General features: G+C 69.3%; 14 protein-coding genes and 1 tRNA gene. 7 read left to right on the plus strand and 8 right to left on the minus strand.

Annotation, left to right across the window (positions count from 1 at the left end):
- Positions 1–20: 20 nt before the first annotated feature.
- Positions 21–497, minus strand: coding sequence for a MarR family winged helix-turn-helix transcriptional regulator (locus tag OX958_RS26920; protein ID WP_270132450.1), 477 nt, complete (start codon positions 495–497; stop codon positions 21–23).
- 105 nt (positions 498–602) lie between these two features.
- On the opposite strand from OX958_RS26920, the gene OX958_RS26925 reads away from it, so the two are divergent.
- Positions 603–980: a DoxX family protein gene (locus OX958_RS26925; protein ID WP_270132451.1), complete on the plus strand. Its 378-nt coding sequence runs from the start codon at positions 603–605 to the stop codon at positions 978–980.
- A gap of 49 nt (positions 981–1,029) precedes the next feature.
- Here the strand turns inward: OX958_RS26925 and OX958_RS26930 are convergent, their stop codons facing one another.
- From OX958_RS26930 to OX958_RS26940, 3 genes are read right to left on the minus strand one after another with little or no spacing between them, the layout of a single operon-like run.
- Positions 1,030–1,368, minus strand: a complete 339-nt coding sequence (locus OX958_RS26930) for a GroES family chaperonin (RefSeq protein WP_270132452.1) — start codon at positions 1,366–1,368, stop codon at positions 1,030–1,032.
- Entirely contained in the window at positions 1,365–1,628 is a 264-nt protein-coding gene (locus OX958_RS26935; protein WP_270132454.1) for a DUF3618 domain-containing protein, read from the minus strand. Before OX958_RS26935 ends, OX958_RS26930 begins: the two co-directional genes overlap by 4 nt.
- Positions 1,629–1,667: 39 nt before the next feature.
- The gene (locus tag OX958_RS26940) at positions 1,668–2,711 is read right to left on the minus strand and encodes a glucose 1-dehydrogenase (RefSeq protein ID WP_270132455.1); all 1,044 of its coding nucleotides are present in this window, start codon (positions 2,709–2,711) and stop codon (positions 1,668–1,670) included.
- A gap of 146 nt (positions 2,712–2,857) precedes the next feature.
- Here OX958_RS26940 and bcp point away from each other — a divergent pair, with 146 nt between their 5' ends.
- From bcp to OX958_RS26960, 4 genes are all read left to right on the plus strand, one after another.
- Complete coding sequence (gene bcp, locus OX958_RS26945; RefSeq protein WP_270132457.1) at positions 2,858–3,328, plus strand: thioredoxin-dependent thiol peroxidase; 471 nt, start codon at positions 2,858–2,860, stop codon at positions 3,326–3,328.
- Between the two features lie 327 nt (positions 3,329–3,655).
- Positions 3,656–5,284: a VWA domain-containing protein gene (locus OX958_RS26950; RefSeq protein ID WP_270132458.1), complete on the plus strand. Its 1,629-nt coding sequence runs from the start codon at positions 3,656–3,658 to the stop codon at positions 5,282–5,284.
- Between the two features lie 53 nt (positions 5,285–5,337).
- Positions 5,338–5,418, plus strand: a tRNA-Leu gene (locus OX958_RS26955).
- Between the two features lie 150 nt (positions 5,419–5,568).
- Positions 5,569–6,267 carry a Type 1 glutamine amidotransferase-like domain-containing protein gene (locus OX958_RS26960; RefSeq protein ID WP_270132459.1) on the plus strand — a complete coding sequence of 233 codons (699 nt, stop codon included), beginning with the start codon at positions 5,569–5,571 and terminating at the stop codon, positions 6,265–6,267.
- Between the two features lie 98 nt (positions 6,268–6,365).
- Here OX958_RS26960 and OX958_RS26965 read toward each other — a convergent pair whose 3' ends face one another.
- Positions 6,366–6,851, minus strand: coding sequence for a discoidin domain-containing protein (locus OX958_RS26965; RefSeq protein WP_270132462.1), 486 nt, complete (start codon positions 6,849–6,851; stop codon positions 6,366–6,368).
- Between the two features lie 196 nt (positions 6,852–7,047).
- Positions 7,048–9,651 (minus strand): helix-turn-helix transcriptional regulator, encoded by a 2,604-nt coding sequence (locus OX958_RS26970; RefSeq protein ID WP_270132463.1) that lies wholly within the window; start codon positions 9,649–9,651, stop codon positions 7,048–7,050.
- Between the two features lie 227 nt (positions 9,652–9,878).
- Between OX958_RS26970 and OX958_RS26975 the strand changes: the two genes are divergently transcribed.
- Positions 9,879–12,419: a LuxR family transcriptional regulator gene (locus OX958_RS26975; protein ID WP_270132464.1), complete on the plus strand. Its 2,541-nt coding sequence runs from the start codon at positions 9,879–9,881 to the stop codon at positions 12,417–12,419.
- Here the strand turns inward: OX958_RS26975 and OX958_RS26980 are convergent.
- Positions 12,391–15,198: a discoidin domain-containing protein gene (locus OX958_RS26980; protein WP_270132467.1), complete on the minus strand. Its 2,808-nt coding sequence runs from the start codon at positions 15,196–15,198 to the stop codon at positions 12,391–12,393. The genes OX958_RS26975 and OX958_RS26980 overlap by 29 nt on opposite strands.
- 96 nt (positions 15,199–15,294) lie before the next feature.
- Complete coding sequence (locus OX958_RS26985; RefSeq protein ID WP_270132468.1) at positions 15,295–17,928, minus strand: LuxR C-terminal-related transcriptional regulator; 2,634 nt, start codon at positions 17,926–17,928, stop codon at positions 15,295–15,297.
- 130 nt (positions 17,929–18,058) lie between these two features.
- Between OX958_RS26985 and OX958_RS26990 the strand changes: the two genes are divergently transcribed.
- Positions 18,059–20,710 (plus strand): helix-turn-helix transcriptional regulator, encoded by a 2,652-nt coding sequence (locus OX958_RS26990; protein WP_270132470.1) that lies wholly within the window; start codon positions 18,059–18,061, stop codon positions 20,708–20,710.
- Positions 20,711–20,730: the final 20 nt, after the last annotated feature.

A 20,730-nucleotide genomic window follows, 5' to 3' on the forward strand; every position in this document is an offset into this window, starting at 1 on the left:
TTCGCCCACCGGCAAGCCGATCAGCAGGGACGGCCCGGATCCACCTGCCGATGGATCTGGTCCCCGATCGCCTTGAGCTGCCCCAGCTGCTCGGCGTCGAGCGCATCGATCACGAACTGCCGGACGGCCGCGACATGCCCTGGCGCCGCCGCGACGACCTGCTCCCAGCCGGCCTCGGTCAGCTCGGCGACGGTGATCCGGCCGTCCTCCGCGTCGGCACGCCGTACGACGAAACCGCGCCGCTCGAGCCGCTTCACCACGTGCGACAACCGCGACAGCGAGCCGTTGGAGAAGCCGGCCAGGTCACTCATCCGCCGGGACCGGTCGGGCGACTCGGACAGCCCGGCCATCACCAGATACTCGAAATGGGTCAGTCCCGAGTCGCGCTGCAGCTGGTAGTCGAGCACCCCGGGCAGCTTGAACAGCAGCGCGGCCAGCGACATCCAGGCAGCCAGCTCATCAGGCTCGAGCCAGCGCACCTCATCGTCCCCGGTCATGACTCCACCCTAGCCGACTTGGTTGACGCTTCAAGTCAAGAGGGTTACCGTTGTGTTGATACATCAACTAACTCCCAGCGGTACCTCGAGAGCGGAACGTCACTGATGAATGTCTTCCTGTGGATCCTGGCCGGCGTCCTGGCCGCCTTCTTCCTCGCCGCGGGCGCGAACAAGCTGGCCCAGTCCAAGGAGAAGCTCGGCCAGAACGAGAACATGGCGTGGAGCAGGGACTTCTCGGCCGGCACCCTCAAGCTGATCGGCGCGGTGGAGGTGCTCGGCGCGCTCGGGCTGATCCTGCCCGCCGTCCTCGACATCGCGCCGATCCTGGTCCCGCTCGCCGCGACCGGGCTGGCGCTCACGATGGCCGGCGCGATCGTCGTCCACGCGCGGCGCAAGGAGTTCCAGGTGATCGGGATCAACGCCGTCGTCCTGGTGCTGGCCGCGGTGGTGGCGATCTTCCGCTTCGGCCCGAACAGCTTCTGAGTTCCACCGTCCCCTTCCGGCGGGCCGGCCGGAAGGGGACGGGACAGAACTACAGGTAGAGGCCGGTCTGGCCGTCCGCGAGGCGGCCGGACGCGACGGCATGCAGGTCACGCTCGCGCAGCAGCACGTAGTCGTCGCCGCGTACCTCGACCTCGGCCCGGTCCTCCGGGTCGAACAGCACCCGGTCCCCCACCTCGACCGTGCGCACGTTGGCGCCGATCGCGACCACCTTCGCCCAGGCCAGCCGGCGGCCCAGCTGCGCGGTCGCGGGGATCAGGATGCCGGCCGACGACTTGCGCTCGCCTTCGGTCTCGATCGAGACCAGGACCCGGTCGTGCAGCATCCGGATCGGCAGCTTGTCGTCGGACAGCTTCTTGCGAGCGGTCACCGGCGGCCCACCAGCTTGCGGATCATGATCAGCATCCCGATCACCCCGACCGCCGCGGCGCCGACGGCCACCAGCTTCTGGGTGCGCAGGTCGCCGCGCTCGTCGAAGACCTGAGCCTTGGCCTGTTCGACCTGCCGCTTGGCGACGTTCTTCGGGTGGGCCCGGTCGACCAGCTCGTCGACGGTCGAGGCCAGTCGCGCACGGGTGGCGGCGATGTCCGCCTCGATCTGCTCGGTGGTCCGAGCCTGCGTGTCCGACACCAGGGCTCCCTTCACAGTGTTTGATCACATCTTTGCAGGTCAGGCCTGGAGATCCACGACCACCTTGATGTCGCCACGCTGCTTGATCAGCGCGGCGGGCCAGTCCGACAGTGGCACCGAGCGCGTGATCAGCCGCTCCAGCCACGCCGGGTCGGCGGCCAGCAGCACCTCCACTGCCTGCGGATAGTGCCGCTTGGCCGCGTTCACCGACCCGACCAGTACCGCGTTCCGCACGACTAGTTGCCGCGTCAGCGCGTCGAGCTGGATATCGATGGACGCCGGGCCCGGTGAAATCCCGGTCAAGCACATCACTCCGGCCGGTGGCAGCAGCTTGGCGCACTCGTAGACCACCCGGCCCGCGCCGGTCGCCTCGATCACGACGTCAGGAGCCACGGCCAGGTCGGAGAGATCGTTCAGGTACTCCGCGCCGAGGTCGCGCACCAACTGCGGCTTCGGCCCGTCGGTGGCGAGGTCGAGCACGTGGACGGTATGGCCGCGCTGCTGGGCGATCAGCGCGGCCAGCAACCCGATCGGGCCGGCTCCGGTCACCAGCACGTGCTCCGGGCCGTACCAGGAGCGCGCTCCTACCTGGTCGATCTGGTCCCAGGCCTTGGTAAGGATGCTGGCCGGCTCGACCAGCACTCCGAGGTGCCCGAGCTGCGCAGGCACCGGTACGGCGTAGTACGGGTCGACTCGCCAGCGCTCGGCGCCGTACCCGTCCATGGCCTTGATGCCGCGTTCCGTATAGAGACCGTTGCGGCAGAAGTCCCACTCGCCGCGAGCGCAGGCGGGGCACGGCTCCGGGTCCGGACGCCGGACTATGCCGGCTACCAGATCGCCAGTGGCGAAGCCTGAGCCCGCCGGCGCCTCCAGGACGCGACCGAGCGACTCATGGCCGATCACGAGCTTGTCGACGCCCGGCCGGCCGGTGCCGAACAGACCGCTGCACAGCTCGACGTCGGTGCCGCAGATGCCCGCGAGCAGTCCCTCGACCAGAACCGAGCCGTCGGACGCCGGCGGCTCCGGCACCTCGCCGATCGACGCAGAGTCCGCCATGCCCGGCACCACCGTCATCGCCCGCATGAGACCACTGTGCCCCATCCGCGCCGCTCGACGCGGTCAACTGCCGGCCGATGTCCCAGCAGCCCCAGGAGCCACTTGAATGTCTGCCGGCGGCGTACGGCAGAATGTCGGACAATCACCGGATCCGTTGCGTGGGGGGCCCAAGAATGTCCGAACGTCTGTCCGTCGGCGATGCCGCGCCCGAGTTCACCCTGCCCGACGCCGACGGCAACGACGTCTCGCTGGAGTCGCTGCGCGGCCGCAACGTGATCGTGTACTTCTACCCGGCCGCGATGACGGCGGGCTGCACCAAGCAGGCCTGCGACTTCCGCGACTCGCTCGACTCGCTGCAGGCCCAGGGCTACGCCGTGCTCGGCATCTCGCCCGACCAGCCGGCCAAGCTGGCGAAGTTCCGCGAGCGCGACGGCGTGACGTTCCCGCTGCTCAGCGACCCGGACAAGGAGGTCCTGACGGCGTACGGCGCCTTCGGTGAGAAGACGATGTACGGCAAGAAGGTGACCGGGGTGATCCGGTCGACCTTCGTGGTCGACGGTGACGGCAGGATCGCGGTCGCGCAGTACAACGTGAAGGCCACCGGCCATGTCGCCAAGCTCCGCCGCGATCTCGGCCTCACCTGATTGTCAGGACAAGTCCCGAAGGTAAACCCGCAACCGTTTCATGCCTCCGGCGCATGGAACGGTCGTTTGAGCACCGAAGTCACTGTGATTTGGATCACACCAACTTCTCACCTGTCAGCAGCGGAAACACCACGTTCCGTCATATTTTCGTCCCGTTGAGGGACGAGTAGTACTGCCGGAACCACCGCAGTTCCGTTGCGGCCCTCCGTCCAGGGCGTGACCATCGGCGTCGCTCTTCGCCCTGACCAGTGCAAACCGGGTAATCTGCGCGCGCAGTCTGCCTCTGGGAGGGAGGGACCTGCCGCGATGGGAAAACACTCCTCTGCGGTGACGAAAAGTAACAACACCAACCGGCGTCCGCTGTATCTGACCGTCGTTGGCCTACTGGTGCTGTCCTTGGGCGCCGTCTTTGTGGTCCGCTCCTTCGGATCGGAATCGGGTGCCGACGGTTTTCTCGGCGGCAAGTCGTGTGACAACCCGACGCAGGTCCGGCTCAGTACCTCGCCCGAGATCCAGCCGCTGCTGGAGACCGCGGCCAAGTCGCTGGCCGCCAAGAAGGACGACAGCTCGGCCTGCCTGAACTTCACCATCACCTCGGCCCCTTCGGCCAAGGTGGCCAGGGACGTCGCGAACAGCACCGAGAGCCGGCCGGATCTGTGGATCCCGGACTCGTCGCTGTGGGTGTCCCAAGCCGATGACGGCCAGAAGGTGCCGACCATCGCGGTCCCCTCGATCGCGACCTCACCGCTGGTGCTGGCCGGCCTGTCGGCCAACTTCGCCGACACGTCGTCGTGGCTAGGGGTGTTCTCGAAGGCTCAGCCCGCGCTGCTCGACCCGCTGGGCCAGTCGCCCGGCGCACTGGCCCTGCTGGCGCTGCAGGCGGAGCGGCGAGCGACCTCGGCCAGCGACAAGGACATCGGCAGCGTGATCGTCCCGACCGCCCAGCGGCTGGGATCGATGGCCAAGCCCTACACCGACCCGGGCGGCCTGATGAGTCGCGCCGGGCAGGCGAACAGCAAGATCGTCGTACCGGTGTCCGAGCAGAGCTTCGTCACGTACCAGGAAGAGCACCCCGACTCGGAGCTGAAGTCGGTCGTGCCGAAGACCGGCACCGTACTGCTCGACTACCCCGTCGTGGTGACCGCCCAGACGAACGACCAGACCTACTCCGACGCCGGCAAGGCGCTGGCGGCGGAGCTGATGTCCCGCGAGTTGTCCACCTCCCGCGACGAAGCGGGGTTCCGCGACCCGCTGGTGAGCGAACTGGGCAGTGGGCGGGGCTCCGGCACGATCGTGCGGCTGGCCGCACCCTCGGCGGCAGTGATCGAGAAGACGCTGCTGGACTGGACCCGGCTGTCGCTGTCGGCCCACTCGCTGGCAGTGATCGACGTGTCGGGTTCGATGGCCGAGACGGTCGGCAAGAAGACCCGCTGGCAGATCACCCTCGAGGCGGCGGTGGGCGGGCTCGCGCTCTTCCCGGACAACGCGCAACTCGGCCTGTGGACCTTCTCGACGAACATCGGCCCCTTGGGCGCCGACTTCCGCGACCTGGTCCCGATCGGCCGGCTGAACCCCGCCCAGCGGCAGAAGATCACCACCACGCTGCTGAAGCAGCAGCCGATCAAGGGCGGCGGTACCGGTCTGTACGCCACCGCGATCGCCGCGGTTCAGGCGGTCCGCAGCAGCTACGACCCGCTCGCCGTGAACACCATCCTGCTCTTCACGGACGGTAAGAACGACGACCCGAACGGCCCGAGCCTGCCGCAGACGCTGCAGAAGCTCGAAGGTTTGAAGAACCCGGCCCAGCCGGTCCGGATCATCGCCCTGGGCATGGGCCCGGACGCCGACGTCAACGAGCTCAATCAGCTCGCCGCGGCCACCGGCGGCAAGGCCTACGTGGCAAAGAACCCCGCGGACCTGCGCGACGTCTTCATCGAGGCCCTGCAGAGCCGCTGACAGATCGGTGTCCCTCTAGGATGTGCTTCCTGGGGGGACACCGTTCTCTCCCAGCCAGAGTGGTGGAACGGCAGACACGCCGGCTTTAGGTGCCGGTGCCCTCGGGCGTGCGGGTTCAAGTCCCGCCTCTGGCACACGAACCGTGCATAGCTGCAACACGAACGCATCAAGCAATCCGGCACCGGCCACTCCGGATACTTCGCTGCACGGTTGTGCTTCTTCACGGAAAGGTCTGATCACCCACCACGGCGGTAGTGCCACTATGGTGCGGCTATCTTGCCGCCATGGAGATCTTTCTGATCGGCGGCGGACGAGCCGCCCGGGCCGCGCACGTACCGTTCGTCGAGGCCTGTGCCGGTGGCCCGATCGTGGTCTTCGTCCTTGATGACGATGACCTCGACACCGCGCGGTGGGAGACCGTCCTCGAGGAGGCCGGCGCCACCGCCGTGACCGTGGTACCGGTGTCGGAGGGCAGGCCGCCTCAGGCCACCGACCTGATCGATGCCGCGGGCATCTATGTCGCGGGCGGGCTGACGCCCGGCTATCGCGATGTACTCGTCGGCGCCGGCGCCGAGTGGCTCGATGCCGCTCGGACGGCGGGACTGGTGTACGCCGGGTTCTCGGCGGGGGCCGCCATCGCCTCGGACCAGGCCCTCGTCGGCGGCTGGCAGACCGAGTACGACGGCCGGACCCTCGACGTCTGCGACTCCGACCTGGCCGAGGACCTTGGGTCGCTCACCCTGCTACCGGGCCTTGGCCTGGTCCCGTTCCTGGTCGATGTCCATGCCGCTCAATGGGGCACCCTGTACCGCCTCGTTCATGCCGTACTCCGGACCGGACTCGAGGGCTGGGCAATCGACGAAGGGACCGTGCTCGCCGTCGGACCCGACGGGCAGCCGAGAGTCTACGGCGCCGGTGCCGCCACTCACGTCCAGCCGAACGGTCCCGGATCCACGACGGTCACCGTCGTCACCTCCTCCTGACTTCCTGGCAGCCCCTTCCACTGAGCAGCATCAAGCGAACCGCCGGCCCCTGACCCCGGGACGGGTCGGGGGCCGGCGGCCAGGGTGGGACAGATGGATCAGGTGGAGACTCGGACCGCTGCTTCGGCGATGCTGCCCCAGTTGTCGACCGGGTTGGTCCAGAAGGTGATCTTCACGAAGCGGCCGCTGCGGGGCGCTCCGGGGAAGGCCTGGATCTCAGGCGCGGTCGTGGTGCCGCTGCTGCGCCCCTCCCACGCCTTCAGGTACGACGTACCGTCGACCGAGGTGTAGACCGTGAAATCGTTCCAGCGGGTGTTGCCCTGGTGCCACGCCAGCTTGGTCCCGCAGAGCAACTGCGGCGTCCCCAGGTCGAGAACGAGGGAGGCGCCGTAGCCCTGCCCCGACCAGCGGGTGGCCAGATTGCCGTCCACCGCGTTCGCCGGTGGGTTGACCGGCTCCGCGGTCGAAGCGTCGATCGCCTTGACCGCACCGGTGAGCGCGCAACCGTACGGCTTGCTCACCACCGCGGCCTCGGTGATGCTGGCCCAGTCGTTGGTCGGGTTGCCCCAGAACGGGATCTTCACGTGCCGGGCGTCCCTGACCGTGAACTTCTGCGACTCGGCGGCCGCCGTGGTGCCGCTGCTTCGTCCCTCCCATGCCTTGCCGTAGGTCAGTCCGTGCGACGCGGCATGGTCTTCTCCTCTCTGCAGGGGACTCTGACCCCTGGAGGATGCTGCGGACCGGGTACCGGCGCATGAGCAGCAGATGCCCAATTGCCGATCAACGGCCGTCGGGCATCGCGGACAGCGACATCGCGGTCTGGAGCTGCCGGCGGCTGGAGACGCCGAGCTTCTGGTAGGCCCTGGCTAGGAGGTTCGTGACCGTCCGCACCGAGATTCCCAGACTGGTCGCGATCGCCTCGTTTCGCAGCCCGGAGGCCGCCAGCTCACAGGCCTCTCGTTCACGGCTGGTCAGCGGACCACCTCCCGTCGCCGGACCCCCGATCGCCGAGTACTGCGTACCGCCGCCCCACCGCGCCCTCGACTCAGCGACTTCCCGCTTCCTCGCTGTCCGTACCGTGTAGGTGGCCGGTGCCTGCAGCGCCGACTCGCCCATCACGAGCGCCAGACCGAGATATCCGCGATCTCCGAACTCGTCAGCCAGCCGCAGCAGCGTCCGGCCGTTCCGGCCGACCAGAGCCGTTGCATGGTCGGCGAACATCCTGAACAGATCGCTGTCGGTCTCGCCAACCGCCCGCAGCAGTCTGCGTGCGCCGTGCAGACTCGGGTTGAGCCTCACCTGGTAGTAGCCCGCTTCGATCGCTGAAGCCCACCGGCAGGCAGTGAGGCAGCGATCGGCCAGCTGGTCTGCCAGGTCGGCGGCGTACGCGCGACGGCCCGAGTGACAAAGCATCCGGATGCGGGCGAAGTCGATCCGGTCGCACAACGCGCCCGCCACCTCCAGCCGCTGCAGCTCGTCGAGCTCCGCCACCGCCAGGTCCAGTCGTCCGACCGCGGCAGCCGCTGCCGCGTAGTCGCTGCGAATTTCCACCCGCAGCGGAAACGGCACAGCGTCGTCCAACAGCGCTCGGGCCTCCCGCAATACCGGCCAGGCCCGCTCGTGATCACCGGCCCAGCTCGCACAGGCGGCAACGGCATGGCCGAGTACCGTGACGCCGGCCTGGTCGTCGGCGGACAGCGCGTCAGCGTAGTACTGGTCACTCAGGGCCTCTGCCGCGATCAAGTCACCCGTCTGGATCAGAGCGCGGACCTCGAAGGCCTGCAGCGCACCGCGAACCGCCGGCCAGGGCGCTCGCGCACGCAGATCCTTCCGTGCCAGTCGCTCCCGGACCCGCAGTGGCCGGGCCAGCGACAGATCGCCCTGTACGGCGATGAGATCGGCCGCCGCGTCGAACAACGGCTGGACATCACCGCGAGCCTGCGGAGGTACGAAGACGCCACTGCCGACCGAACAGAGGTCGACGCCGGCCTGGGCAACGGCAAGGGCTGCTGCTTGGCCGGGCTCGAAGGCAGCTCTCCCCCGCCGGAGCACGGCCGTCGCATCGGCGATCCGGCCCAGGCCCCAGGCGAGGTTGAGGGCTCGCAGCCCGACCGAGTCAGCCGTCAGATCCGGGCCTCTCATCGTGGCCAGCGTTTGCTCCGCCGCGGTCGGCGTGCCGAGCGCGATCTGCGCCTGTGCCCTGACCACAGTCGTCTCGTCGCTGCGATGGCTCGCAAGCCGCTCAGCGAGCCCCGGCAGGCCCTCGCCCAGCGCGGCCGCCGCCAGCCGCGCGGCCCGTTCTGGCTCGGTCGGCAGATCTGCCTCGTGCTCCCACCAGCCGTACTGCAGACCAAGCCGCGCCGGTACGCCGACAGCCGCCGACGCCGCGATCAACTCCCGGAACAACCGGCGCCTCCGCAGCGCCCCCAGGCCCGCCTGAAGTGCGGCTTGCTGGAGCGGCCGCGTCGCCCGCACTCGATCCTCGACGACAGCTGTCAGACCACGCTTGGCCAGGCCGGCAAGAACCAGTGGACCGGCGAGTTTCTCCAGTACCTCCACCGGCAGCTCGTCGGTCAGCGCCAGCCAAGCGAGCACCTGCGACTCCGCCGGGTCGAGCCGGTTGAGCTCACCGGCGAACAGGTCCCCGAGAAAGATGCTGTCAGCAATGACTTCTCCTTGCCACTGCCACATTCCACGGCGCTCGACCAGTCGGTGCTGTTCCAGGCCGAAGCTGACCAGTCGCCCTATCAGGAAAGGGGATCCGGCCGTCGCGCTCCAGATCCGCCGTGCGCTGAGCTCGTCGATCGACTGCCCCAGCACCGAGGTCAGCAGGTCGCGCACGGCCGTCCGCGCCAGGCCGGGCAACCGGATCGAGTCGAGTCGGACCTCGTCGACCAGGCCGGCCAGCGGCCCATCAGCCAGCGTTGCCTGCTGGCTGAGGAGCACGAGCCGCAGGTCCACCAGGCCGGACAACTGACGCAGGATCCGGGCCGAGGTGTCGTCCAGGTGATCGACCTCGTCTATCACCACGACGATCGGACGGGCCTCCGCGCGGTCCCGCAGCCGGTCCGCGATCGACCGAACACTCACAGTCGCATGCGCGATCGATGGCGGATCTGTCAACCGCGAGATCCCGATCCCCGCGAGGTGCTGGGTGGCGCGATTCGCCCGGCCGACCACGACGTACCGGCCGCCGGCCGTTGCCGTGCCGCACACTTCGGCGGCCAGCCGGGACTTACCGATCCCTGCTTCACCACTGATCAGTACTGCGGTCGGCTCTGGGCCGCTCACTGCTCGATGCACGCGCTCGAGTTCGGCCGCCCGGCCGATCAGCGGCCACCGGCCGGGTTCGACCGGCCGCGCAACCGGTTCCGCTCTGTCCATTCCGACCACCTGATGCCTTAGGCAACAACATCGTCCCGGCTGACAGCATCATCGTCGGCCGATCGGCTGGCAAGGCCTCGCCAGAGGCGAGGCCGACAGCCGCGGGCGGTGTTACCACAACCGTGACCTGTCCAGCCGGGAATTGAGCATCCATCACTCATGTCAAGCGTTCGCACCAGGGCCAGGCTGGCCGCCTCAGCGGTCCCGATCGGCCGGACGGAGACGAGATGACGACGTCGTACGCGGTACGGCTGCCAGCCGATGGGCACGGCTGGCCGCTGGTCGGCCGCTCGAACGACCACCTGCAGATCAGCTGCCGGCTCGAACGTGCCGACGAGCCCGGTGTCCTGCTGGTCGGTGAGGCGGGCGTCGGTAAGACCAGACTGCTCGGTTCACTCGCCCGGCGGTGCCGCGCCGAAGGGATGAACGTCGTCGAACTGGCACAGGCACTGCCCGGCACCGCCGGCCGGGACACTGTCCTGGTCATCGACGATCTGGACCAACTCGGCCCCACGGCCGCGGCGCTCGCTCATCGCCTCTGCGCCACCACCCGGCCCCGCATCCTGGCCACCTGCCGCAGCGAGGCAGTCACGTCTCCTGTCGTCGTCGGCTTCTATCGTCAGCGGCTGGTGGAGGCGAGACGCCTCGACGGGCTCGACCGATCCGCGGTGGCCGAGTTGCTCAGCGCGGTACTGGCCGGTCCCGTGGACGCGTTGTCGGTCGATCGGTTGTGGCGGTTGACCCGAGGCAATCCGCTGTTCCTTCGGCAGCTGGTCGAGACCGGTACCAACCTCGACCTGTCCGACGGCATCTGGCGGTGGCGTGGACCGGCGCTGGCGGGACAGAGCAAGGTGGGCGACCTGGTCACCCGCAGGCTGGCTTCGCTGACCCCGGCGCAACACCTCGCCCTCGCCTACGTCGCCCACGCCGAGCCGGTGGCACTCGACACTCTCGAGGTGGTCGCCGATCTCGCGGACCTGGAATTCCTCGAACAGGAACGCCTGATCCAGATCGAGCGGTTCCGTGGCCGGCTGACCGCCTCCGCCAACCACCCCCTGTACGGCGAGGTCGTGCGCGCCGCGACCCGGCCGGCTGACCGGTCGTCCATCTATCGCAGTCTGGTTCTGGCCACCGCCGGCAGCGCCTCGGCCACCCACCTGCAGACGGTTCGCTGGCGACTGGCTGCAGGTGACCGGCTCGCACCCGCCGAGATCGTCAGCGCGGCCACCGAGGCGCTCGATCGCTGCGAAGCTCCAGTCGCCGAACAGCTCGCCCGGCACCTGCCTTCGGATCCAGCTGTTCGCCTTGTCCTCGCTCGTGCTCTGGTCGCCCAGGACAAGGCCGTCGAAGCAGAGGGGTTGCTGAGCAACCCGATCATCGGCGACCCGTCCCAGGAAACGGCCGCGCTGCGCGCACTCAACCTGTTCTGGAACCTGCGCCGGCCCCAGGAAGCTGCAGAGGTTATCGCGTACGCACGAAGTACGGATGGAGCGGACGCGGCGGCGCTGCAGTTGGCAGCAACCGCAGTACGCGCCTTCGGTAGCCGGGACGCGTCCTGGCACGACCTCGACGCGCCACACCCGCCGTTGGTGATCCAGGACGCCGTCATCGCCGGAGCGGCTGACCCGCTGCGTGCCTACCTTGCGTTGTTCCAGGGCCGGCCGAAGCTGGTGGCCGATGCCATCGCGGACGGCCGCTTCAGCGCTCCGCGCAGTTGGGCATCGATGAGCGCCGCGCTCGCGGCCTGCCGGATCCAGGGACTGGTGATGGCGGGACGCCTGCACGAGGCGTCCGAGCTCGTCGCCGGCCGGGACAGTGTCCCGGCCGATGGCGATGGACCGACCGAAGCCGCTCTGCTGGCGTTCGAACGGGGCACGTGTGAAGCCTGGTCCGGGCGGCTGGGCCGTGCCTTGCCGCACTTCCGGGAGGCGAAGGCGTTGGTGGACGACCATGTGCCGTTCCCGATCCTGCTCTACATCGGCACCGAGCTGGCCGGCTGCCTGGCGTCGCTCGGCCGGCCCGCCGAGGCGCGAACCGTGCTCGAAGAGCTGTCCGAACTCTTACCCGCGGGGCTGGCACTGCAACCGCATCTGGAGTTCACCGCGATCAGGCTGGACGCCCAGACGGGCGACGTCGAGCGGTCGGCCGCCCGGGCCGAGGCGCTGGCCATGCGTTATCAGTCGGCCGGCCGGTACACGAACGCCGTCGAGGCCTTCTACTACGCGACCCGGCTGCGCCCTACGTTGCCAGTGGCAACGGCGTTGCGGTCCTGCGTGCAGCACTGTGACAGCGACCTCTTCCGGCTGATGGCCGATCATGCGGACGCCGCAGCAACGAACCGGTACGGCGAGGTGTTCGCCGTGGCGATCGCGTTCGAGGGTCAGGGGTACTACGGGATGGCGCTGGAGGCGGCCGTCCAGGCCGCTCGCTTGGCAGCGGCTGCCGGCGAGGAGCGAGACGCGACCCGATTCCGGGTGCACGCGGCTCGGCTCCGGCAGCTGTGCGACGAGCCGCGGACGCCCTGGCTGGTGTACGACGACAGCCCGTCGGTACCGCTGTCGGCCCGCGAACGCGAGGTCTGCGAGCTGGCCGCCCGGGGAGTCGACAACGACCTGATCGCCGAGCGGCTCGGCCTGACCCGCAAGACGATCGCGAACCACTTGCACCGCGCGTACAAGAAGCTGGGAGTCCGGGGCCGGGACCAGTTGCGCGACGTACTGGGCCCGGCTCCGGAGCGGGTCAGCTCCGCAGGACGACCGCCTCGGTGATGCTGGCCCAGTCGTTCTCCGGATTGCCCCAGAACGAGATCTTCACGAACCGGCCGGTTCGCGGTGCCTGGAACAGTCGCGTCTCCAGTGCGTTCGTGGTCCCGCTGCTCCGACCTTCCCACGCCTTCGTGTACGTCGTACCGTCGGTGGAGGTGTAGACGGTGTAGTCGTTCCACCGGGTACTTCCCTTGTGCCACGCGACCTTCGTCCCGCACAAGGCCTGCACCGCGCCCAGGTCGAGAACCAGCGAAGCGCCGGAGCCCTGGCCCGACCATCGAGTGAGCAGATCACCGTCGATCGCCTGGGCCGGCGGGTTCACCGCTTCCGAGGTCGATGCCGCCGCCGAGGCAGCCGGCGCCGCCGTCCCGCACGCCGGCGGCTGACCGCCACCCGGGGCGATCTCCCGCACGCTGAGCTTGGTGACGTCGACGTCGGTGGCGGCGTCCCATCGGAAGACGGCCTTCGGACCGCCCCAGTTGATCACCTCGGTCTGGCTGCCCTGGCACCGATTGGCGTTCGGCACCTTCCAGCTACCGGTGTCGTCGCGGCCGGCCACCTTCGTCCAGGTGTTGGTGTTGGCGCGATCCAGGTACATCTCCATCCGGACCCCGCCCGGAATGTTGTACATCACCGTCTTGAAGCCGATCAGCCGCTGCTTGAGGGTTGCGCCGCCGTTGGCGTACTTGTCCGCCACGTAGCCCGCGCCGCCGTCGTGGAAGATCTCCTTCTCGAACCGCACCGCGCCGTCACTGAACCGCAGGTTCCCCTTGTACGCCGTACCCCAGCAGGCCGCTGGTGCCGCTCCCGCCCCGGTATGCCGGGAACCGCGGGCGTACCAGGTGAAGGCGTCGGTGGTGTCGGTTCCCGCGTTGTAGCGGACGTAGCCGCTGATCTCCACGTCGCGCCAGTCGTTGACGTCGTTCATGAAACCCCGCTGCCGCAGGGCCGGCTGTCGCCACTCCAGGTTCGGTTCGTCGCGGCGCTGGACGAACGTGCTGGTCGAGACGCTCAGCCGGGTCGCGGCGTTCCGGACCTTGAAGGTGCCGTCGGCGTTCCGGCTGAGCGCGGGTCCGTCCAACTGGCCGTCCTGAGCCGGGGTACCGGACAGATGCCAGACCTGCCCGTTCGCCTTGGTCGGGTAGAGCATCGCCACGCCGTCGACCGGATCGTTGCCGTCCAGGCGCGGAGCGGCCGCGGCCGCCGGAGCCGTCTTGGCGAGTGGTTGCCCTGCACCCAGCAGAACCTTGGCGTTGTAGGCCATCTGAGCCATGTACAGCTGCTGCCCCTGAACCTTGTGGGTCTCCAGCGCCTTCTGCACCCCGACATCGAATCGGCCCAGCTTGACGAAGCCGTCGGCCAGCCAGCCGTTGCCCGCACCGGTGCCGTCGACGTACTCCGAGCCGCGCGGAATCACCAAGTCGGTGAGCAAGTGGTTGAAGCCGTTCATCTCCGCGCGGCTCCAGCCCTGTCCACCGAGGGTCGCGGCCTCCGCCAGGTAGCTGACCACGCCGTTGCCATGGGCAACATCGGAACCGGGCCGGGCGGTGCTGCCGAAGTTGTGGTTGAAGAAGTACGAGTCGGAATCCACCACGCCGAGCCGGAGCTGGTCACGGATGCCGAGGCCCTTGTTGTTGGGCATGTGGTCGTTGACGTCGTCGCGGATCTTGATCGCCTTGTCCCGCCGGGCGGTGCTGCTGGTCAGGCGAGACACCTCCATCGCGATGAAACCCCAGTGTGCGGCCATATGGGTGTTCACGCGGTACACGTAGGAGTTCACGTTCCGGCCGACCCACTTGTCGAAGATGTTGACCTCGAGGAAGGCCAGCAGGCCGTCGTACCGTTTGCGGGTGGCCGGGGTGGCGTAGGCGGAGCTGTTCTTGACCACGTCCAGCCCGTGCGCGACGTACCGCCAGGCGTAGCTCTCGAACAGGGGCACCTCCTGTCCGCGCACGTCGGACCGCTGGGAGATCCAGCCGCGCTTGCCGTCACTGCGGATGCTCGACGACTTGACCATGTTCTCCGAGTAGTTCAGGAACCGGTTGAGATCGGCGGTGCGGCCGGTCGCGGCGAAGGCGGCCACCGCGGCTTCGATGCCGTAGGCACCGTCGTAGTGGCTCCACGAGTCGGCAGATCTGGTCAGCGACTGGTACTTCGCATCCTCGCCCGCGGCCGCGTTGTCATAGCGGTCGATCCAGTACTTCACCGGCTTGACGTCGGGGACCGGCTGCGGATCCGTCCCGCCGACCATCACGAGCGCCTCACTGATGCTCGCCCAGGCGTTCTCAGGGTTCTGCTGGAAGGTGATCCGGACGTACCGGGCCGCGCCCGGGCTGGTCAGTGCGGTGAACTCGATGTCAGCGGTCCGGCCCGAACTGCGGCCCTCCCAGGCCTTGCGGTAGCTGACGCCGTCGGCGGACAGCGAGATGCTGAAGTCGTTCCAGCGTGCGTTACCGCGATGCCAGGCGATGCCGGCCTGACAGACCTGGTGACTCCGGCCCAGGTCGAGCGTCAGGTGCGCTCCGCTGCCCAGCCCCGACCAGCGGGTGCTGAGCAGGTTGTCGATCGCGTGGGCCGCCGGGTTGATCGCCTCCTGGGTACTGGCGACAGCACGCGGCGGCCTGACCTTGGTGCCGCCGCACTCGGCAGTAGCGGCGGGGGCTGTACCGGACGCCGAACTGGATCGCAGACTGAGCGATCCGGACACCGCAGCTGCACCGAGCAACAAACTTGCCAGCGTGCCGAGGACGATGCCGCGCCTCAGGGTGAGCGCTCTGGACATGGGCGGGTTCCTCTCGTGATCGCGAACAATCGATCACTTCACTGTGCAGAGCCGCCCACTGCGCCGCATGAGCAAACGATGCCCAGTGGACCGGCGCTAGGCCGGAAGCTCCGGATCGGACAGGGCCGCGGCCAGGTCGCGCCGGCCCTGGACGCCGAGCTTGTCGTAGGACCGCTGCAGATGGTTCGAGACGGTCCGCGTGCTGAGCCCGAGGGCGGCCGCGATCGCGCCGTTGTCCAGCCCCGCGGCCGCGTGCCGGCAGATCTCCAGTTCGCGTGCGCTCAACCGCCCGGGCTGGGCGAACGGGCGCAGCCACGGCGTACTCGAGCCGCGGCAGCGCTCGGCGAGCCGGGCAGCTCGATGGGCCAGCTCGGTCGCCAGTCGGCGCTGGTCGGCGGCGGCTGCGAGCTCGTGACCGGCAGCGGCCGCTTCGAGTGCCAACCCGTGGTATCCGAGAGACTCCAGCGTGGTCGCGACCTCGAGCAACTGATTCGGATCCTGCCCTGCCAGCGCGGCCGCGTGTGCCGCATAGATCCGGAACAGGTCGCTGTCACAGCGGACCGCCAGCTCGCGAACCCGTACGGCCGCTGCCCGGTCCGGCAGGATCCGCGCCCACAGGTAGGCGGTCTCGACGGCGTTGGAGAAGCGGTGGTCCGCGATCTGCCGGGTGGTCAATCGCTGGAGCAGCTCAGCCAGGTTCTCGGCACCCGCGTACGCCGCCACTCTGACCTCACCCCACGCCAGGTGGTCCCGCAGCCCGGAGTCGGCCGGGAACATCTCCCGAGCCTCGAGCAGCACCGAACGCCCCTCCTCGACCCGGCCGGTCGCGGCCAGGCAGGCGGCCTGCTCGCTTGCCAGGTACGCCTGCATCGGGAACGGCGTCCGGGCACCGAGATGCCCGCGAGACTCGACCAGGTGGGGCCAAGCCTCCCGGTGGTTGCCGGCCCACATCTCCACCACGGCCGCCTCGAACGCCAGAACGCCGATCTGGGCCGAGTCGCCGCGACGGATCGCCTCGTCGTAGTACCGACGCGCAGTCGACCGCGCGTCGGTCAGCCGGCCCGCCAGCCCGAGCGCGTGCACGTGGCAGATCTCGGTCGCGCCCCGGATCGTGGCCCAGCCGTCCGGCGGACTGATCTTGCCATCGGCAACCTCCTCGACCAGCTGCACCGGTCGGCCCGTGAAGGTCAGCAGGTAGGCCCGCAGCACCAGGGCGCAGCAGGCGATGACGGGGTCGGAGGTCAGGTTCTCGGGCGCCATCCGCAGCAGTTCGGCCAGTTCCCGCTGGTCGGGCCGGTGGCCGTCCTCGGCCTTGCTGAACAGCAGGATGCCCAGCTGAGCGACTGCCTGCTCCGACAGGTCAGCACTGGTGTCGACCACAGCCTGCGCGGCGGCCGGCTCCCCCAGTCCCCAGAGCAGGTTCAGCGCGCGAAGAGGCGCCAGCTCCCGGCTGAGCGCATCGTCGGTCAGCCCGGCCAGCAGCTCCTCGGCCGCCGCGGCTTTGCCCTGGGCAACCAGTGCCCTGATCAGCTCGGCGACCCCGTGACGCGGCCACAGCTTTCGCACCAGGTCCTCGGCGACCGCGGCGTCGCTACGAGCCAGGGCAAGCCGGGCAGCATCGAGGATCTCCTCCGTCGTCAGGTCCTCTCCCGCTGCCAGCCGCCATTGCGCGATCAGCAGGCCGTCCGCGAAGTCGACGCCGTTGACTCGACGGCCGCTGGCCTCCTTGGCGAGCCGGCCGAGCACCTGGGCCCGCTCTTCGATCGAAACGGCCGCCCGCGCCAGTTCGCCGTACAGGGGGTGAGCGGTGCTGGCGGTCAGCGTCGCTCCCGCGGGCTGGACGCTGATCAGGCGACGCTCTTCAAGGGCTTCGAGAGCGTTCAGGTCGGCCACCTGCTCGGCCAGGTCGAGGACCAGCGGCTCGGCGAGCGCCACCACGGTCATGGCGAACGCCTGGTCGTCCGGCAGCTCGGCGAATGCCTGCTGCACCGCCTGCCTCAGCAGCGGCTGGTCGTCCGGTGACGACGACCAGCGCCACAGCTCGTCCTCGCGCTGCAGCGCACCGGACCGTGCACTGTTCTGCAGCAGATGACGAAGGTGCAGCGGGTTCCCCTGGGTCAGGTGCCAGAGCTGCTCGGCACTCACCCCGTCCATCACCCCGCCCAGCACCTCGGTGAGCAGCCCGGTGAACTCGGTCCGGTCCAGGCTGGGCAGTTCCAGCCGGTGCACCAGCCCACGTCGTTGGAAGGCCTTCACCGGCTCCGCCTCACCTGCCTCGGACCGCGCCGTCAGCAGCACCTTCGCCCCGACCGTTGCGGTCAGATGCTGAACCAGCCCGACCGAGGCGTCGTCCAACTGGTGCACGTCATCGATACCGATCACGATCGCCCGTCCGCCCGCGGCGGCGCGTAGTTGCCGGATCACCGCCCCGATCACGCCGGCGGGTTGACGCTGCGGCGGCCGGTGCACGAGCAGTTGCGCGATCACGGAGTACGGCACGTGACGCTGTTCCTCCCGCGCCTGGGTCCTGACCACGTGCCACCCTGCGGCGGCGCAGTCCTCCAGGACGGTCTCGGCCAGAGCGGATTTCCCGACCCCGGCCCCGCCTGTCATCAGTACGCCACCAGCGGTACTCCGCAGCAGCTCACCCGCCAGCTGTCGCTGGTCCGTCCGGCCGACCAGCGGCCACCGCGCCGTCAGCCGCCGATTGAGCGCCTCACTCGCCTCCACCCGCTGGCCCCCTCTCGACCGGTTCTTGGCATGGTAAGTCGCGCCACCCCCGGCCCGCCCGTTCCGGACCCGTCCGGGACCGAACCGGCCGCCGATGAGTAACGGTTGCTCATGACAAGCATCCGTCCGCGTGGCACGCTGGCGAACCGGGCGGTCCGTGCAGTGGGCCGCTGCCTACCTGGGAGACCTGATGCTGGACCTCGAAGCCGTCTCGCGCAGCGGTTCCGGCCGCCTTGTCGGCCGGGACGGCGAGCTGGCCGAGATCCGGTCGATCCTCCGACCGGCCGACGCACCGGCCGTCCTGCTGGTCGGCGAGGCGGGGATCGGAAAGACCTCCCTGCTGCGTGCTGTGGCCAAGGACTGTGAGGCCGCCGGAATGGCCAGACTGCACGCGGTCGGCCTGCCCGGGAACGTTGCCCTGCCACTCGCGGCCATCGCCGACTTCCTGCCCGATTCGCTGCCGTCCGGACCCGGCGGTGGTTTCGCAGCCTTGCGCGAACATCTGACCGCTCAGGCGGCCCTGCGTCCCACGCTGATCTGTATCGACGACGTCGACCACATCGACCAGGCCTCCACCGAGCTGCTGGCGTTGCTGGCCTCCGTACCGCGGACCAGGATCCTGCTCACCACCCGCGCGGAGACAGCGCCCGCCGCACTCACCGAGCGGGTCACTCGCCGCCGCGGACTGCGGGTCCAACAGGTCACCGCCCTGACCCGGTCCATGACCGCCGACTTGGCCGCGAGTGTGCTGGGAGGCCGGCTGGACGGGATGAGCGCGGACCAGTTGTGGCGGCTCAGCAACGGCAATCCGCTGTTCGTGCGCCATCTGGTCGAGCTAGGGCTGCAGTCCGGCGTACTGGATGACACCACCGGGATCTGGACCTGGCGGGATGGCCCGACCGCGCCTGCCGCGCTCCGTGACCTGGTCGGCGACGTGATCGGAGTACTGGAGCCGGCCGAACGCTGCGCCCTCGGGTACGTCGCACACGGCGAGGTGGTCAGCGTTTCGCTGCTGACCCGGCTGGTGGACCGGTCGACCATCGACTCGCTCCGGAACCGGCTGCTCGTCACCGTCGACGAACGCGGCACGGTCCGCCTCGGGCACCCCCTGTACGGCGAGGTCGCACGGGCCGCAAGTGGAGCGCTCAGGTCTCGCCGGCTGCTCCGGGATCTCGCAGACGCGGCCGGACAGGAGAACGATTCGGAGCAGAGGTTGCGGGTCACCACCTGGAGACTTCGGTCGGGTCTGCAGGTCACCCGGGACGACCTGGAGCGCGCCGGAATGGAGGCGCTGGACCGGTCGGACCCGATCCTGGCCGAACACCTGGCCCGGGCGGCAGCGCCGAACGAGCCACTGACCGTGCTCTGCCAGGCGCTGGTCGCGCAGAACAAGGTGGAGGAGGTCGAGGCCGCACTGCTGCGAGCCGACCAGGCCGGCGCCGGCGCGGATCCCGGTCTGGGTGACTGGCGGGCGGCGCTGCGCGTACTCAACCTCTTCTGGGGCCTGCGCCGTCCCGAGGACGCACGCGCACTGCTTGCGGCCCGAGAACACCCTGACGGCTCGTCCTCCCCCGAGCTGCGGATCGCTCGGCTGGCTCTCGCGGTCTTCGGCCCCGACCCGGAACTGGACACCGACCTGCTCACCGGGGTGTCTCCGCCGTGCCCGGTGCTCACCGGCGTCGAGGGGACCCTGCGCGCCTACGCGTTGACCTTCGCCGGGTATCCACAGCGGGTGGCCGACGGGTTCCAGCGCGGCCAGGTCAGGATGCCGGGTTTGTGGCCGACCATGCACGGCGCGATGGCCGCATGTCATCTGCACGCCCTGATGCTGTCCGGCGATCTGAAGACCGCTCAGGTCGTTGGTGAGGACTACTACCTCGCGGCCATCGAACGCGGTGACCGCTCCGACGTCGCTACCGTGTGTCTCGAGCTGGGCGTCACCGCCGCCTGGGCCGGCGACCGGCAGCAGGCGATGACCAGACTCGGCGAAGCGCGCGCACTCGCCGACGACCGGCTGCCGTTCCCCATCCAGGCATACATCTTCGCGGAGTACGCGGCCGCAGCCGCAGCGATCGGAGACTTCGGCAAGGCAGAGGCAGGCCTGGCCGAAGCCGTACTCCGGATGCCGGCCGGGGCCGGCCTGCAGGACCACCTCGCGATGGCGAAGGTCCGCAAACTGGCCTGCAGCGGCAAGGTGGCCACGGCGGCCGCGCAGATTCCGGCGCTGGTCGACCGCTACCTGGCCACCGGGCGGCGTACCAACGCGGTCGAGTGTCTGTACTACCTCGCCCGGCTGAAGCCGTCCACCGGAACCGCCGACCAGTTGGCGGTCGCGAGCGCAGGATGCGACGGCGAGCTGTTCCCGTTACTGGCGGCACATGCGTCGGGACTTGCCCGGCAGGACGCCGAGATGCTCGCGTCGGTGATGGCGGAGTTCGAGGCGCGGGGGTTCATCGGCATGGCCAGGGAGGCCGCCTCAGTGGTCACGAAGCTGCGCACGGGCAGCAGGCACCAAGCAGCCGTACAGCGCCTTCTCGACTCGACGACCGGCGAACCGCCCTTGTGGGCTGCGCTCCCGCCTGCCGTGGGCCAATTGACCTGGCGGGAGCGGGAGGTCTGCGAGCTGGCGGCCAGTGGATTGGAGAACACCGTCGTAGCCGAGCGGCTCACGGTCTCGGTCCGCACCGTCGACAACCACCTGCACCGGGCGTACGAGAAGCTGCGGATCCGTGGCCGCCTGGAATTGGCGAACGCACTCGGGCTGCGCCTTCCCCACGGCTGAACGATCCCGGATTGGGCACG

Source organism: Kribbella sp. CA-293567 (assembly GCF_027627575.1).
Classification (GTDB): domain Bacteria; phylum Actinomycetota; class Actinomycetes; order Propionibacteriales; family Kribbellaceae; genus Kribbella.